This window comes from Streptomyces spinosisporus, assembly GCF_022698145.1.
Lineage (GTDB): Bacteria > Actinomycetota > Actinomycetes > Streptomycetales > Streptomycetaceae > Streptomyces > Streptomyces spinosisporus.
Genome location: NZ_JALDAX010000008.1, coordinates 57,638 through 72,741, shown reverse-complemented (window position 1 = coordinate 72,741; position 15,104 = coordinate 57,638). Strand labels below are relative to the sequence as shown.

At 71.4% G+C, this 15,104-nt stretch carries 12 protein-coding genes; 2 read left to right on the top strand and 10 right to left on the bottom strand.

All coding sequences use genetic code 11. From position 1 onward, the window contains the following. Window positions 1-69 precede the first annotated feature (69 nt). Both MQN93_RS21720 and MQN93_RS21715 read right to left on the bottom strand, forming a co-directional pair. Window positions 70-1,086 (bottom strand): hypothetical protein, encoded by a 1,017-nt coding sequence (locus MQN93_RS21720; RefSeq protein WP_242710879.1) that lies wholly within the window; start codon window positions 1,084-1,086, stop codon window positions 70-72. Between the two features lie 97 nt (window positions 1,087-1,183). Then, complete coding sequence (locus MQN93_RS21715; RefSeq protein WP_242710878.1) at window positions 1,184-2,155, bottom strand: LLM class F420-dependent oxidoreductase; 972 nt, start codon at window positions 2,153-2,155, stop codon at window positions 1,184-1,186. 74 nt (window positions 2,156-2,229) lie between these two features. Here MQN93_RS21715 and MQN93_RS21710 point away from each other — a divergent pair, with 74 nt between their 5' ends. Further along, window positions 2,230-3,675: a serine hydrolase domain-containing protein gene (locus MQN93_RS21710; RefSeq protein ID WP_242710877.1), complete on the top strand. Its 1,446-nt coding sequence runs from the start codon at window positions 2,230-2,232 to the stop codon at window positions 3,673-3,675. A 23-nt stretch (window positions 3,676-3,698) separates the two neighbouring features. Here the strand turns inward: MQN93_RS21710 and MQN93_RS21705 are convergent, their stop codons facing one another. From MQN93_RS21705 to MQN93_RS21670, 8 genes are all read right to left on the bottom strand, one after another. Beyond that, complete coding sequence (locus MQN93_RS21705) at window positions 3,699-5,303, bottom strand: serine/threonine protein kinase (protein ID WP_016433212.1); 1,605 nt, start codon at window positions 5,301-5,303, stop codon at window positions 3,699-3,701. A 281-nt stretch (window positions 5,304-5,584) separates the two neighbouring features. After that, a complete protein-coding gene (locus tag MQN93_RS21700) occupies window positions 5,585-6,544 on the bottom strand; it encodes a threonine/serine dehydratase family protein (protein WP_242710876.1) in 960 nt (319 codons plus the stop codon). Between the two features lie 466 nt (window positions 6,545-7,010). Then, on the bottom strand, window positions 7,011-8,048 hold the full coding sequence (locus tag MQN93_RS21695; RefSeq protein WP_242710875.1) for a polyprenyl synthetase family protein: 1,038 nt from the start codon (window positions 8,046-8,048) through the stop codon (window positions 7,011-7,013). Further along, a complete protein-coding gene (locus tag MQN93_RS21690) occupies window positions 8,045-8,224 on the bottom strand; it encodes a hypothetical protein (protein WP_242710874.1) in 180 nt (59 codons plus the stop codon). Before MQN93_RS21690 ends, MQN93_RS21695 begins: the two co-directional genes overlap by 4 nt. After that, window positions 8,221-9,261 (bottom strand): tetratricopeptide repeat protein, encoded by a 1,041-nt coding sequence (locus MQN93_RS21685; RefSeq protein WP_242710873.1) that lies wholly within the window; start codon window positions 9,259-9,261, stop codon window positions 8,221-8,223. Before MQN93_RS21685 ends, MQN93_RS21690 begins: the two co-directional genes overlap by 4 nt. A 236-nt stretch (window positions 9,262-9,497) precedes the next feature. Next, the gene (locus tag MQN93_RS21680; protein ID WP_016433207.1) at window positions 9,498-10,175 is read right to left on the bottom strand and encodes an AIM24 family protein; all 678 of its coding nucleotides are present in this window, start codon (window positions 10,173-10,175) and stop codon (window positions 9,498-9,500) included. An 87-nt stretch (window positions 10,176-10,262) separates the two neighbouring features. After that, window positions 10,263-11,696 (bottom strand): CAP domain-containing protein, encoded by a 1,434-nt coding sequence (locus tag MQN93_RS21675; protein WP_242711085.1) that lies wholly within the window; start codon window positions 11,694-11,696, stop codon window positions 10,263-10,265. Between the two features lie 132 nt (window positions 11,697-11,828). Further along, window positions 11,829-13,028 carry a serine hydrolase domain-containing protein gene (locus tag MQN93_RS21670; RefSeq protein ID WP_242710872.1) on the bottom strand — a complete coding sequence of 400 codons (1,200 nt, stop codon included), beginning with the start codon at window positions 13,026-13,028 and terminating at the stop codon, window positions 11,829-11,831. Window positions 13,029-13,288: 260 nt separating this feature from the next. Here MQN93_RS21670 and MQN93_RS21665 point away from each other — a divergent pair, with 260 nt between their 5' ends. Beyond that, a complete protein-coding gene (locus MQN93_RS21665) occupies window positions 13,289-15,088 on the top strand; it encodes a M4 family metallopeptidase (protein WP_242710871.1) in 1,800 nt (599 codons plus the stop codon). Window positions 15,089-15,104: the final 16 nt, after the last annotated feature.

The following is a 15,104-nucleotide window of genomic DNA, read 5'->3' as shown; positions in this document are numbered from 1 at the left end:
CCCCCATGCTCTTGGCCCCGGAGAGCGGCGGCATGAGTACGCCTACTCAGCCCGGCCGGGTCGGTGGACTCAGCCCCTGGAGCCGCGCAGCGCGTTCAGGCAGCCCGCGATCGCCTGCTGGAGTTCCTCCAGGCGCTGCACCATGTCGTCCTCGACGAAGTCCTCCACGTCGTCGAAGGTCAGCTCCTCGAACGCCTTGGTCGCCCGCTGGATGCTGCTGTAGAACTTCGTCCGCCGCTCCTGGACGCGCAGCTCGGGGTCGGCCTCCACGGCCTCGGCGACGAGGGACTTCATGGTGTCGTAGGCCTCGGCGGCCCACTCGCCGGCGTTCTCGTCCTCGTCGAGCTCGTCGAGCAGGGACAGATGCCGTTCGGCCTCCTGGCGCAGGTCGACCGGCGCGTCGACGGTCTGCCCCGCAGGCGTTTTGACCTGGCCGGACTCGGCGATCTGGCGTACGTAGCCGATGCGGTCCGCCGATCGGCTCTCGGTGGCGACCGCCTTCTTCAGGTCGTCGGTGCGCACGACATCGCGCGCCAACTCCGCCTGCAGCTCCGGGTCTTCACGGACGCGGTCGAGGAGTGCCCGGCGAGCCGCGCGGGCGGTGGAGGGGTCGGCGAGGATCGCGGCGCGCAGGGCCGTGGGGTTCTCGGCGACCTCCAGCGCCTTCGTCGGGCGGATCCCCTCGGCCTCGGCGGCCTCGGAGATGGCCGTGCCGCGCTCGGAGGTGGCGCTGTTGCGCGAGACGTAGTAGCTCAGCCACACGTCGGCGTCCGGCAGCTCCACCTCCTGGCCGGGGGTGAGGGCCTCGAAGTGCGGGACCATGCCGTCGTCGGCCGCCCGGTCCCAGGCCTTGTAGTAGCGCATGACGCGGTCCGGGGAGCAGCCGGCCAGCTCCGCGAACTCCTTCGCGGACACCTTCGGCGTCTCCTCGGCGCCCTGGCCGCCGGGCCGTACGCTGCGCGCCACCATCAGGCCGAAGGCCCAGCCTCCGGTCCGCGCGTAGACCCCGAACTCGCGTGCGTCCCGCGCGATGTGGTCGGACAGCGGGATGGGGGACGGCTCGGACGGGACGATCGCTACGGTCACGGACGGCTCTCCTGTGCAGGGCTGGTCGGTCTGCAAAAGTGCAGACAGGCAGCCTAACCGGACCCCGTGGGGCCGAGGACGCCGCTCCCTGCCGGTGTCAGCCGAAGGCCTCGCGCAGCGCGGGCAGCAGTGTCTTCTCCGCCCAGTCCAGATACGCCATCTGCGACGCACCGCCGATCTGCACGAGCGCGATCTCGCCGAACCCCGCCTCGGCGTAAGGGCGTACGGCCTCGACGAAGTCCTCGGGGTCGTCGCCGCAGGGGATCGACGCGGCGACGTCCTCGGGGGTCACGTACTGGGTCGCCTGCTCGAACGAATCGGGGTGCGGCAGCTCGGAGTTGACCTTCCAGCCGTTGCCGAACCAGCGGAACTGCTCGTGTGCGCGCCGCACGGCCGCGTCCCGGTCGGGGTCGTGGCAGACGGGCAGCTGGCCCACGCGGGGCTTGCCCGCGCCGCCGTGCCGGTCGAAGGCGTCCAGCAGGTCCGGCTTGGGTTCCGTGGCGATGACGAGGTCCGCGAGCCGGCCCGCGAGGGCGCAGGACTGCCCGCCGGAGACGGCGATGCCGATGGGCGGCGGCTCGTCCGGGAGGTCCCACAGCCGGGCCGACTCCACGTCGAAGTGCGTGCCGTGACGGGCCACATGGCCGCCCTCGAACAGCTCCCGGATGATCTCCACGGCCTCCTGGAGCATCTCGTGACGTACGTCGACCGAGGGCCAACCGCCGCCCACCACATGCTCGTTGAGGTTCTCCCCGGAGCCGAGGCCGAGCCGGAAGCGGCCCTCGGAGAGCAACTGCATCGTCGCGGCCTTCTGCGCGACGACCGCCGGGTGGTAGCGGACGGTCGGGCAGGTCACATACGTCATCAGCGGAATGCGCGAGGTCGCCTGGGCCGCGGCACCGAGCACGCTCCACGCGTACGGCGAGTGCCCCTGCGAGCGCAGCCACGGGAAGTAGTGGTCCGAGGTCACCGAGAAGTCGTAACCGGCCTCCTCGGCGCGCACCACATGGTCGACCAGCTCACGCGGGCCGGCCTGCTCGGTCATCATCGTGTATCCGATTTGCACCATAGGGGCCGGGTCCCCGGTACCGGCGGCGGAAAACGGAGTGGATCGACCGTCGATCACCGGGGGAGGATGCCTGCATGGATGCTCGCCCGCTGCCCTCCAGCGACCTCGCGGCCCAGGGTGTCGACGCCACCGGCGTCCACGCCTTCCTCGACGCCCTCGAAGCCGCCCCGGACATCGAGCCGCACAGCCTGATGATCCTGCGGCACGGCCGTCTGGTGGCATCGGGCTGGTGGGAGCCGTACACCCCCGAACGCCCCCATCTGCTGTACTCCCTCAGCAAGAGCTTCACGGCGACGGCCGCCGCGCTGGCCGCGGCGGAGGGACTGCTGCGCTTCGACGACCCGGTGATCTCGTACTTCCCGGAGTTCGAGGCCGACATCACCGACCCGCGCAGCCGCGCGATGCTGGTGCGGCATGTGGCGTCGATGGCCAGCGGACACGAGGCCGAGACGCTCGACCGCGCGCTCACCACCGACCGCGCGGACCTGGTGCGCGGCTTCCTGCTGGTGCCGCCGGAGCGAGACCCGGGGACCGTCTTCGCCTACAACCAGCCCGCGACCTACAGCCTCGCCGCGATCGTCCAGCGCGTCACGGGACAGCCGCTGACCGCATACCTCCGCTCGCGCCTGCTGGACCCGCTCGGCATCGGGAAGGCGGCCTGGCTGCGCGACCGGACCGGCCGGGAGCTGGGCTTCAGCGGGCTGCACGCCGCCACCGACGCCATCGCCCGGCTCGGGCAGCTCTATCTGCAGGACGGCGTCTGGGAGGGCGAGCGGCTGCTGCCCGAGGGCTGGGTGGCCGAGGCCACGCGCCCGCACATCGACAACGCCGACGGCACGCCCGAGGGCGCGCTCTCGGACTGGCAGCAGGGCTACGGCTTCCAGTTCTGGATGGCGAGGCACGGCTACCGCGGCGACGGCGCGTTCGGCCAGTTCTGTCTGGTGCTGCCCGAGCACGACGCCGTGATCGCCACGACCGCGGCGACCGAGCAGATGCAGGAGATGCTGAACCTGGTCTGGGAGCATCTGCTGCCCGCCTTCGGGCCGCGGCCGCTGCCGGACCGAAAGGACGAGGACAAGGCCCTGAGCGAGCGGATGGCCGCACTCGCCCTGTCCCCGGCACCCGGCAAGGCCGCACCCCCTGAGGGTGCCGAGGACTGGTCGGGCGCCGTGTTCACGCCGTACGGAGATGTCTGCGCGGACCAGCCCAAGCTGACCGGGGTCGCGGTGAACGAAGGTGCGGACGGCTGGAGACTGCGGCTCACCGAGGACGGGCACGACCTGGAGCTGCCCGTGGGGGAGAGCGGTTGGACCGTGACCGAGGAGCCGCTGCCCGCGGCGGTGAGCGGCGGCTGGGCCGACGCGGACACCCTCTCCGTGGACATCGTGTTCCTGGAGACACCGCACCGGCTGACCGTGACCTGCTCCCTGCCCGACCGGACGTTCACGGCGAGGTGGCACACACGCCCGCTGCAAAGCCCTCCGCTGAGGGCGATGCGTGCGCCCCGGCCCTCAGTCTGACGACGCCCAAAACGTCCGCGGCCTCAGTTCGACGACGTCCGGAACGTCCGCAGGAACGTCTGCAGGGCCTGCCGGTTCGCGGAGTCGTTCCAGTCGTCGGCCGGGGTCGTCCAGCGCAGCGAGAAGCCACGGCTGCCGCCCAGCAGGAAGCCGCGCCCGAAGGTGCGCACCCGGGTGCCGTCGACATCGGTGAGCCACTGCATGTCGGCGGCCTTGCGACCCTGGTACGTCGTCGCCTCGATCTCGCCGATCCGCCTGAAGCCGTCCTCCTTGCGCAGCCTGGGCTCCACGTCGTCGCGCCACACGGCGACCGGGTCCGGGCCGACGACGGTGCTGTAGGTGATCGCGAGGGCACGGGGATCGTCGTCCGCGCCGAAGGTCACGCGGTACGAGACATCACCGGTGCGCGAGGTGTCCACCCGCTTCCAGCCCTCGGGCAGGGCGACCGAGAAGCCCTCGGGCGCCGTGTAGCGGGCGAAGCCCTGCGGGAGCGCGTTGCCCGAGGGGGAGGGCGACGGAGAGGACGGCGGCGACGTGGTGGGCGAGGCCGACGGTGACGGCGTGGCGTCGCTGCCGTCGGTGCGGCTGTCCGGCGGCGTGGCGGCCGCGGTCGGCCGGGGTCCGGCATCGTTCGACGACGTTCCGGTGCCGGGCAGGCTGCCGGTGGCGGCGAGCGCCGCGACCACCACGGTGACGACGGCCAGGGCCGTCCCGGCGGCCATCGCGCGCCGGCCCCAGGTGGGGGCGGAATACCAGGCGGCGGTGTGGACGCCACGCAGCCGGGGCCCGGGCATGGTCGGCGACGCCGAGGCGGGGTCCTCCGTGACGGCCCGGGTGAGGGCCTCCCGCACCACCTGCCGGGTCAGCCGCTCCCTGGAGTTCTTCCGCAGCAGACCCTGCACGGTCTGGGTGAGCGGACCCGCCCGCACCGGCGAGCGCAACGGCAGCCGGTCCACGCCCTTGAGGGTCGCCTCGGGCCGGTCGCGGTCCCTGAACGGCGGGCGGCCCTCGACCATCGTGTAGAGGATCGCGCCGAGCGCCCACAGGTCGGCCGCCGGCCCGATGCGCTCGTCACGGGCCTGCTCGGGGGAGGCGTACGACGGCGCGGTGAGCCGGGGGGCCAGGGTCGCGCCGGCCAGCCCGAATCCGGTGACCACGATCGAGCCGCGGTCCCGCACGAAGATCTGCCCCGGACTGAGCTCGCCGTGGGTGATGCCCTCACCGTGCGCCGTCTCCAGCACATCGAGCAGTTGGAGGCCGATACGGGCCGCCCGCACATAGTTGAACGTGCCCTGCTGGGCGATGAGTTCGCCCAGGGGCGTGCCGTCGATCCACTCGGTGACGATCCAGAGGGTGCCGTCCTGCTCCACGGCGTCCACGACCGTGGCGACCGCGCCGGGGCACATCAGCCCCAGGGTCTCGGACATGCGGATGACGCGTGCCGTCGCCCGGGGTGCGGCCTCGCCGTCCGGGTCGTAGGGAAGGTCGATCTGGGTGAGCAGATAGGGACGTTGACCGTTGAGGTCCTTGCCGTACCAGCAGACCCGGTTCGCCTCGCGATGGACGACATCGACGAGTTGGTACCTTCCGGCGACCGACTCGTGCGTGAAGACATGCGCCTTGACCATGGTCATCCCTCGTAGAACCCGTGGGTCTCGCCTTTCACAGAAGTACGAGGAGTGCGGCGGCGAGCGTTCAAAGGATCCGCACATTCACGGTGAGCGGGGCCATTTGCTCATGTGTCACCGGGCGGAATTCGAGGAACTCCCCTTTTCCTGACCGGAATTCAAGGAAACGATTTCCGTGGACGTTTCGCGGAGGCGGTGCAGAAGCCGGCGGGAACCCGTGCAGGAGTCGCGCAGGCGCCCCGCAGGAGTCTCGCAGGAGTCCTGCGGGAGTCCTGCGGGAGTCAGTGCAGCCCGAAGCGATCCGCCCAGCGCATGACGTCCCTGGTCGTGGCGTTGCCGCCGCACACGACCAGTCCCAGCCGGACGCCCTCGCCGACCCGCTCCAGGACCTGGCGGGCGGCGGGCAGCAGACAGCCGGCCGCGGGTTCGGCCCACACCTTGGCATGGTCGGCGAGGTCGAGCGTGCCTTGCACCGCGTCCCGGTCCGGCACCACGAGCACCTCGTGGACCAGCGCGGACACATGCTCGTACGTCAGCGGTGACGCGGAGGGGGCGCTGAGGGTGGTCACGACGGAGGACAGGTCGACGGTGACCGGGCCGCCCGCTGCCAGCGCCTGCGACACGGCCTGGGCGCCCTCGGTTTCCACGCCCCAGATCCGTACGTCGGGCCGCAGCCCCCGCATCGCCGTCGCGACACCGGAGATCAGTCCGCCACCGCCGATGCTGACGAGGACGTCGGTGAGTTCGCCCGCGTCGGCGGCGAACTCCAGGCCGACGGTGCCCTGTCCGGCGATGATGAGCGGGTCGTCGAAGGGGTGGACGAGGGTCAGTCCCTCGTCCTGCAACCGCTCCACGAGCGCGAACGCCCCGGCCATGTCGTCGGTCAGCCGCACCGACGCGCCGGTGGCCTGCGCGATCTCGATCGACCGCGCGGATGCCGTGCGCGGCATGACCACCGTGGCCTTCACATCGAGGGCCGCGGCCATCACCGCGAAGGCGATGCCGTGATTCCCGCCGCTGACCGCCACGACACCGGCGGCCCGCTCACCGTCGGTCAGCGACAGCAGCTTGGCCGTCGCCCCGCGCGCCTTGAACGACCCGGTGCGCTGCAGCAGTTCGAGCTTGACCGTGACCGGGACACCGAGCAGCCCGGTCAGCCCCGGGCTCGGCAACGTCGGCGTCCGCACGACATACCCGGCGATGACCTCCGCCGCGGCCTCGACATCCCCAATCCCGATCACGACACTCACCCTCCTGGTGCGGACAGGGATCCGCGCCGCCTCGCACTTTTGCGTGCGTGGGGGGTTGGGTCAAATTGTTTGCGGGGGAGGGGAGGGCTTTGCTTGCGGAGGAGGGTGCTGTTTGTGGAGGGGGGAGTGTGCGTCCTCTGAGGGGGAGTTGCTGCCTTGCGAGGGGGGAGCGTCCGTCTTCTGAGGAAGAGGTTCTGCTTTGCGGAGGGGGTGCGCCCGCCCCTGAGGGGGGCAGCGTCCGCCTTTCAGGAGGGAGCGCCCGCCCTCCCAGGGGACAGCATCCGCCTCCCGAGGGGGAGCTCCTGCTCCCGAGGGGGAGGCGCCTGTTACCGAGAGGGGGCTTCGGCCTTGCGGGAGGGGCTCCGTCTTCCGAGGGGAGCCTCTGCCCCCGAGGGGAGCCTCTGCCTCCCGAGGAGGTGGAAGCGCCTCCCCCCAGGGAAACGCCCCCCGCGTCCCGTCACACCTCCCGCCGGGCCAAGTACTCCAGCAGCGCCCGTAGTTCGTCCACTGCCCGTTGCTGAAGGGGCGCGTCCGTGAGAGCACCCTCCACTGCGGTGATGTGGCGGCGTGCCTCGGCCATGGCCGCGGTCCGGCCGCCTGCTGCTTCGATCAGCGCGGCGGCCTCCTCGACGTCCTCGCCGGCGTCCAGCAGTGCGGCGAGCCGCCCGGACCGGGGGTGGTCGGAGTCGAGTGCGGCCAGCACCGGGAACGTCTTCTTGCGTTCCCGCAGATCGCCGTGGACGGGCTTTCCGGTGACCGAGGGATCGCCCCAGATGCCCAGGACGTCGTCGACGATCTGGAAGGCGATCCCGAGGTGGCGTCCGGCGCGGTCGAGAGCGTCGACCGCTGCGGGCGCCGCGCCGCCGAGCAGGGCGCCGAGCGAGGCGGCGCAGCCGAGCAGCGCCCCCGTCTTGCGCTCGGCCATCGCCCGGTACTCGTCCGTCCGCACCCGCTGCGGCCCGGTCCACGGGCGGGTGGCGAACAGCAGGTCGTCGGCCTGGCCGTGCACCAGGTCGCTGAGCGCCACCGACAGCACCCGCACGGCCTGCGGCCCGCCCGGCGCGGCGGCGAGGGTCTCGACGGCCAGTGCGAACAGCGCGTCTCCGGCGAGAACCGCGGGCCCGGTGCCGTAGGCCTTCCAGACGGTGGGACGGCGGCGCCGGGCCGGGTCGCCGTCCATGATGTCGTCGTGCAGAAGGGAGAAGGTGTGCACCAGTTCCACCGCCACCGCCGCGGGCACGCCGGCCTCCGCGGGCGCACCCGCCGCCTCGGCCCCGAGCACCGCCAGGGCCTGCCGTACACCCTTACCGCCGGACGCGGCGACCGGCGCCCCGCCCACCTCGCACCAGCCGAGCGAGTAGGCAGCCATCTCGCCCACCCACGGATGCATCCGCCCAACGGCCTCCTCGAGCGCAGGCCGCACCGCCTCACGGCAGCGGGCCAGGACTCGGTGGACGTCGGCGGGCGCTTGCACCGTCGTGGGAAGTGCCGTCATCGTGCCACCTCCGCGGCCGGGGCGACCTCCTCCTGCGTGCGGGTCACCATCGCGTCCACCCACGGATGCATCCGCCCGAAGGCCTCCGTGAGCGCGGCTCGCACCGACCCACGGCAGCGGGCCAGGACTTGGTGGGCGTCCGCGGGCGCTCGCACCGTAGAGGGAAGTGCCGTCATCGTGTCGCCTCCGCAGTCGGCGCGAACTCTTCCTGTGCGCGGGTCACCATTTCACGTGCGTGCTTCAGGCCGATCCGCTCCAACTCGGTGGCAAGGGCGGTGAGTTCGGCGGTCGTTTCGGTGTGGTCGCGTCCCAGTCGGGCCAGTGACTTGACCAGGCCCAGCCTGGCCAGCGCCGCTCCGCGCGGCTCGCTCATGGCCCGGAACTCCGCGAGCGCCTCCTCGTACAGATCGCGGGCCTCGGCCCAACGGCACGCGCGGTAGAGGACGTTGCCGCGCATCTTGTGGTTGTAGGCCAGCGCGCTGGACAGATGCATCGCCCGGCACGTCGTCTCCGCCTCGGACAGCAGCCCGAGCGCCCGCTCGACGTCCCCGTCCCGCACGGACACGATGTCGGCGAGGCCGCGCAGTGCCCAGGCGTGGCCCCGCCGGTCGTCGGCGCCGGCGGCTATCTCGGCCGCCTCCTCGAACAGCGCGAACGCGGTGTCGTAGGCACCGGTGTTGCGGTGGATCTGCGCGATGCCCTCCAGTGCCCACACCGTGTGCCGCGCCTCGCCGCGCCGCCGTGCCTCGGCGAGCAATTGCTCGTGCAGTCTGCGGACGGCTTCGTAGTCGCCCTGGATGCGGCCGGTCTCGGCGAGTCCGGCGAGCGAGTAGCCACGCACGACGACGTCACCACCCCGTTCGCCGAACTCGGCCGCGAGCCCCAGCAGCCGCCGGGCCAGCGGGAAGGCTCCCCGCTGCCGGGCCAGCGTGCCGCCGCTCCACAGCGCCCATGCCATCGCTGCCGTGTCCCCGGCCGCGCGGGCCGCGCGGTAGCTCGCCTTCCATGCCCGGTCGGCGTCCGCGACCTGCCCCAGCCGGCGGTGCGCCTCAGCGACCGCGAGCCCGGAGCGGGCCGCCTCCCCGTGCCGCCCGGACCGCTCGGCCGCTCTCAACTCCCGTGTACCGGCGGCCAGTACGTCGCTCAGCGAGGAGTTCACGGAGAGTGTCGTGAGCGCGCCCTGGTACTCCGGGGCGAATGCCTTGCCGTACATGGATCCCTTTCAGTCCGTATGAGCGCGCTGTACGCACCTCGTGTAGGCACCTCGTGTAGGCACCTCGTGTATACGCTGCGTGTATACGTGCCGCGTATACATCCTGTGTATACATGTCGTGTATAGCGCGCCGGAAATGAGCCCGGGCCCGAAGGGCCAGGGCATCAGCTGTTGTGGATCAAGACGTCGTGGCAGCCGGAGAGGTTGCTCCTGAGGCGCAGATCACTTCGCGGGGCTCAGTGCTGCTGAGCCTTCTGCGGCGTCGCCTCGCTCGGGCGCACGACCACATACCCCTCACCCTGCAGCATCAGCTGCACGGCCTCGCCGGAACCGCCGCGCAGCATCGACCCGATGGACTGCGAACGGTGCAGCGAGGTCTGCAGTCCGGCCGTCCAGCCGACCACGGCGTCCGTGTCGACGTACACCGGGTACTGCGCCGAGACCGGGATGACCAGCGGATTGCCCTCGCACGCCAGGCCCAGCCGGCCCTGCCCGGTGAAGACGCTGTTGAACAGACCGCCGCCGGCGATGCCCGCGCCCTTCACCGTCGAGATGCGGTACGACAGGGTGGCGTCGAAGCACAGGACGTTGCGGCCGTTGACGGTGAACTCGTCCCCGGGGTCCACCTCGACGATGAAGCAGTTCTGCGCCTCGTGCGCGAACCAGGCCTCGCCCGTCCCGCGCACCGCCATGAGGGGCAGCCCCTCCCCGGTGACCGCGCGCTTGAGCATGCCGCCCACGCCCTGGCCCTTGCGCTCGAACTGGAGGTTGCCGCGGTAGGCGATCATCGCACCCTGGCGGGCGAGCATCTCGCCGTTCACCGCGTACTTGATGCATTTGGCGTTCTCGACGGTCATGCCCGCTTCGGTGGCCGGCTGGACCATGTGATCGCTGGAAAAGAGGGAACCCTTCATGCGGGCATCCTGTCCCGGAAGTTCCCGTTCCGCCAAGATCGAGGTCGGGTCGGTCGATGGGCCGGGTTGCCTGGATCCGTGAACGCCTCAGGCGCCGAACAACTGCGTCCAGTACGTGCCTGCCGAGCCGCCGCCCGCGAGGCCGATCCCTATGTGCGTGAACTCGGGCTTGAGGATGTTGGCGCGGTGGCCCGGGCTGTTCATCCAGCCGTCGACGACCTCGGCGGGGGAGCGCTGGCCGCAGGCGATGTTCTCGCCGATGGTGCGCCGGCGCGAACCCGCAGCCGCTGCCCGGTCCCAGGGCTGGCTGCCGTCCGGCGAGGTGTGCGAGTAGAACGTGCGCGCCACCATGTCCGCGCTGTGCGCCTGTGCGGCGGTGGTGAGCAGGGCGTCGGTGGTCAGCGGGGGCAGACCGGCCCTGGCGCGCTCACGATTGGTGAGGTCGACGACCTCGGCCGCCGTCCGCGCCAGGTCACCCGGTGTGAACGGCCTGGCCCACAGCGCGGTCCAGTACATGCCGCCGAAGCGGCCGTCGCTCACGGACCCCAAACCCGCGTGCGTGAAGGCCGGTTCGCACAGGGTGCGGCGCGCCTTCTCGTCGCCCAGGCAGTAGTCGACGAAGTCGGCAGCCGTACGGGGGCCGGAGACCAGGTGCTCGCCGACGGTGAGATACGCGTATCCGGTGGCCGTCAGGCGCTGGTAGACGGAGACACCGTCCGGGCCCTCGACGCCGAGCTGCCCGGCGGCCGCCATGGCGGAGGCATGCGCACGGGCCGCGGACGCGAGCCGCCCGTCCAGGAAGACGGGTGGTGAACCGGCCCTGGCGCGGGCCGAGTTGACGAGAGCGAGGAAGCCGTCGGGGTCGGCCTGTGGGGGGCCGGAGGCGTGCAGGTCGACGAGCGTCGGCGTGGGGACGACCGGTCGGCTCGTGGGCGCCGGAGGAGCTTGCGGGCCGGGTGCGTAGGTCGGTGGTGGAACAGGAATGTGCGCGGGCGGGGCGGGCGCGTGAGCGGGCGGGGCCGGCGTGGCACCGGCCGCGTCGTCGTCGATGACGTCCACGCCGAAGTCCCGTGCGAGACCGGCGAGTCCGTCGGCGTACCCCTGCCCGACGGCCCGCAGCTTCCAGCCGTCGCCGCGCCGGTATATCTCCGCGAGCAGCAGCACCGTCTCCTGCCGCGGTCGCGGCGGCGCGAACCGGGCGAGCGGTCGGCCGCCCGGAGCCGAGACCTGGAGAGCGGGAGTGGGAAGGCTGCCCAGGGGAGTGGCGGGATCGGCCGGGCTGACGACCACCGTGACCTTGGTGGCACCGGCGCGCAGTCGCGGCGGGTCGACGGTGAGGGTGTCGCCCTCCAGCCGGGCGCCCGGTGCGGAGGGCTGGTTGAAGAACACGAAGTCGGCGTCGCCCAGGACCTTGCCGCCGTCGTCCGTGATCAGCGCGGACACGTCGAAGGGGCCGGGCACCCGGACGGTCACGGCGCCGCCCGGAAGGGGCATGTTGCCTCCGGGGACCAACTCGTTCATCGCGCCGCCCTGGTGTCGTCGTCCCGTCGGGGTGGGCACGACCGAAGTCCTGCCTCGGTGAACCCGGCCGAGGTCCCGCCTCGGTGAGCTCGTCCGGACAACGTCCGCCAGGGCGGCCGGGTTCCCGCCGGATCAGTCCCGCGCGGCCCCGGGGGCGATGTCCTCACGCACGTGGGCGGCCGGCGCGGGACGGCGTACGTTCTTGGTCTTCTTGCCGCAGAAGGCGGACTCCAGCGTGCCCAGCATCGTGGTGAGCACACGGCCGTTGTTGGAGGCGTTGGCGAGCGCCGCGAGGCTGCGCCTGCCGTCCTTCGTGGCGAACGCGTAGGTGTAATAGCCCTGGACGGCGCCCGTGTGCCCGTAGACCGAGACGCCGCACGACAGGGTCCGGCGGCGCAGCCCGAGGCCGTAGGCCTGGGTGCTGTCGACCCGCACCATGTGCTCCATCTGCTTGAGCTGTGCCGACGACATCAACCGGCCGCCGAGCAGGGCCGAGAGGAACGTGTTGAGGTCGCGGGTGCTGGAGATGACCGCGCCCGCGCTCTGCGCCCAGGACACCGTCTGCTCGGTGGCGTCGACCAGGGGCGCGCCCGCCCGGTCCGGGGTGAGATAGCCGCGGGCGTGGCGGCCGGGGATCTTCCGGTCCGGGTGCACGTAGAACGTGTCGCGCAGTTTCAGCGGCTTGATGATGCGGTTCTGGTACTCCGTCCGCACCGAGTGGCCGGTCAGTTTCTCGATGAGCAGGCCGGCGACGACGAAGTTGGTGTTGGAGTACGAGTAGGCCGCGCCCGGCGCGTTGGTGCGTGCGTGCCGCAGCGAACGGTCCACCAGCTGGCGGTAGCCGAAGACCTTGGTGCGGACCTCCTCGAAGCCGGGAACCGCCTTGGCGAACATGTCGTTCGTGTAGTCGTACAGCCCGCTGCGGTGGCCCAGCACCTGCCGCACAGTGATCTTGCGGTCGGGGAGCAGCCCCGGCAGATAGTGGTCGACCGAGGCGTCGAGCTTCAGCCTGCCCTCGTCGGCCAGTTGCATCAGCACGACGGCCGAGAAGGTCTTGGTGACACTGCCGATGCGGAACCGGTCGGCGTTGCTGATGGGCCGTTTGCTCTTGCGGTCGGCAACGCCCGCGGCGGCCCGGGTGACCGAGCCGTGGTCGTCGATCCGCGCCATGGCGCCGGGTGCGCCCTGCTTGAGCGCGGTGCGCAGAACGTTCTGCACTCCCGTGAGGTCGGGTTTCGGCAGCACGTCGGCCGGGGCGGCGTGCGCGGGGACCGCGAGGAGGGAGAGCACGACCGTTCCCAGGAGAGCGCTCTTGGATGCGAGATGGGTCACATTCACACGAGGCAACTTTCTTCCGTCCCGTCACATCTCCACGGACAACGAACCGTTGGTGACCCGGTGATCACCGAGCGATGGGAATTGCGGAGTATCGCCATGTATCGCCGGGAAACTTCTTTTTTAGTCTTTACATGGACATGACTCGTCCGAAAGGGTTTCGTCCCGGGCCCGACCAGCCCCCATGGCGCTCAACGGCGCCATGCGTCAGGGCGGTTGGCGCGTCCGGCCGCCCTGCGAGGAAGGAACCCCCACCAGTGCGCAGACCGCACATACGCAGCGTGGCGGTCGCCGTCGCCGTGACGACGGCCGCCACGAGCCTCGCGGGCACCGCCTTCGCGACTCCCGCCACGGGGACGGAACACGCCACCGCCACCGCAGCATCCGCCACGTCCGTGGTGTCCGCCGCGCGTGCCGCCGCGCTCGCCCACTCCTCGGCGACCGGTGTCTCCCAGGGCGACGAACTGCGGGCCGAGGACGTCATGATCGACCCGGAGGGTGCCCGGCACGTCCGCTTCACCCGGACCCACCAGGGTCTGCCGGTCCTCGGCGGTGACCTCGTCGTCCATCTGACCGGGAAGCTGGCGTACGCGGGTGTCACCCGGGCCGCCGGCCACACCGTCAGGCCGGCCGCCGCCACCTCCGCGAAGCTCTCCGCGGATCAGGCCGAGCAGAAGGCGGCGACGGCCGCCAAGGGTGAGGCCGGCGCCGCCGAACTCGTCGTGGACGCCCGGGACGGCGGGTCCGCGCTCGCCTACCGGATACGGGTCAATGGCAGCAGCGTGACCGAGGGCAGCGGCTCCAGCACCGTCGTCATCGACGCCGTCACCGGCACGGTACGCAGCAACACCCCCGACAGCGACGCGTTCCTCTCGCCGGAGCTGGTAGACACCCTGCGCGAGCGCGGCGAGAAGCTCGAACCCGCCGCAGACCTCGGCTCCCGATCCACCGGAACCCCGGCATCCCCCCGGTCGGCGACCGCAGCGCGCTACCCGTCGACCGCCCACGGCACGGGCAAGTCCCTCTTCGTCGGGCAGATACCGCTGACCACCACCCGGACGGCGCGCACCAGCTACCTCCTCAAGGACCCCACGCGCTGGGGCACCGAGACCCGGGACGCCAAGGGGCAGGAGCTGGAGACCTTCGGCCGCGGCAAGAAGATCACCACCCGCAACGACGTCTTCGGCAACGGCGCCACCTCCAGCCGGAACAGCGCCGCCGCCGACGCCCAGTACGGCATCACCAAGACCCTGGACTTCTACAAGAAGACCTTCGGGCGCAAGGGCATCGAGAACAACGGCAAGGGCGCCCACGCCCTGGTCCACTTCGGCAAGAAGGTCGCCAACGCGTTCTGGGACTCCGACTGCGACTGCATGCTCTACGGCGACGGCGACGGGGACATGTTCAAGCGGCCGCTCGTGGTGCTGGACGTAACGGACCACGAGCTCACCCACGGCGTCGTGGACGCCACCGCGAAGCTGGAGCCCACCCGCATCGACGCGCAGGGCAACCAGTACGGAGAGCCGGGCGCCCTCAACGAGTCCCTCGCGGATGTCTTCGGCGTCAACGTCGAGTACTTCACCAACAATGCCAAGGACAAGCCGGACTACCTCATCGGCGAGAAGCTCGGCCTGGACCAGAAGTTCCTGCGCCGGCTCGACCACCCGTCCCTCGACAAGCTGGAGGGCACGATCGACTACTGGTCGCCGCAGACCTACGACGCCGAGGTGCACTCCGGCTCCGGTGTCTCCTCGCACGCGTACTACCTGCTCGCCGAGGGCAGCGGCCGCAAGACGATCGGCGGCGTCACGTACGACTCGCCGACCTACGACGGCTCCACGGTGAAGGGCATCGGCCGCACGAAGGCGACCGCCGTCTTCTACCGCGCCCTCACCCGCTACATGGTCTCCACGACCGACTTCCACGGCGCGCGCGTCGCGACGCTGAAGGCGGCCAAGGACCTCTACGGGCAGAGCAGCACCGAGTACAGAACGGTGGACAAGGCCTGGGCCGCGGTCAACGTCACCGCCGCCAACACCCCTGCCGCGCACCGCTGATCACGCCGGCGCCACC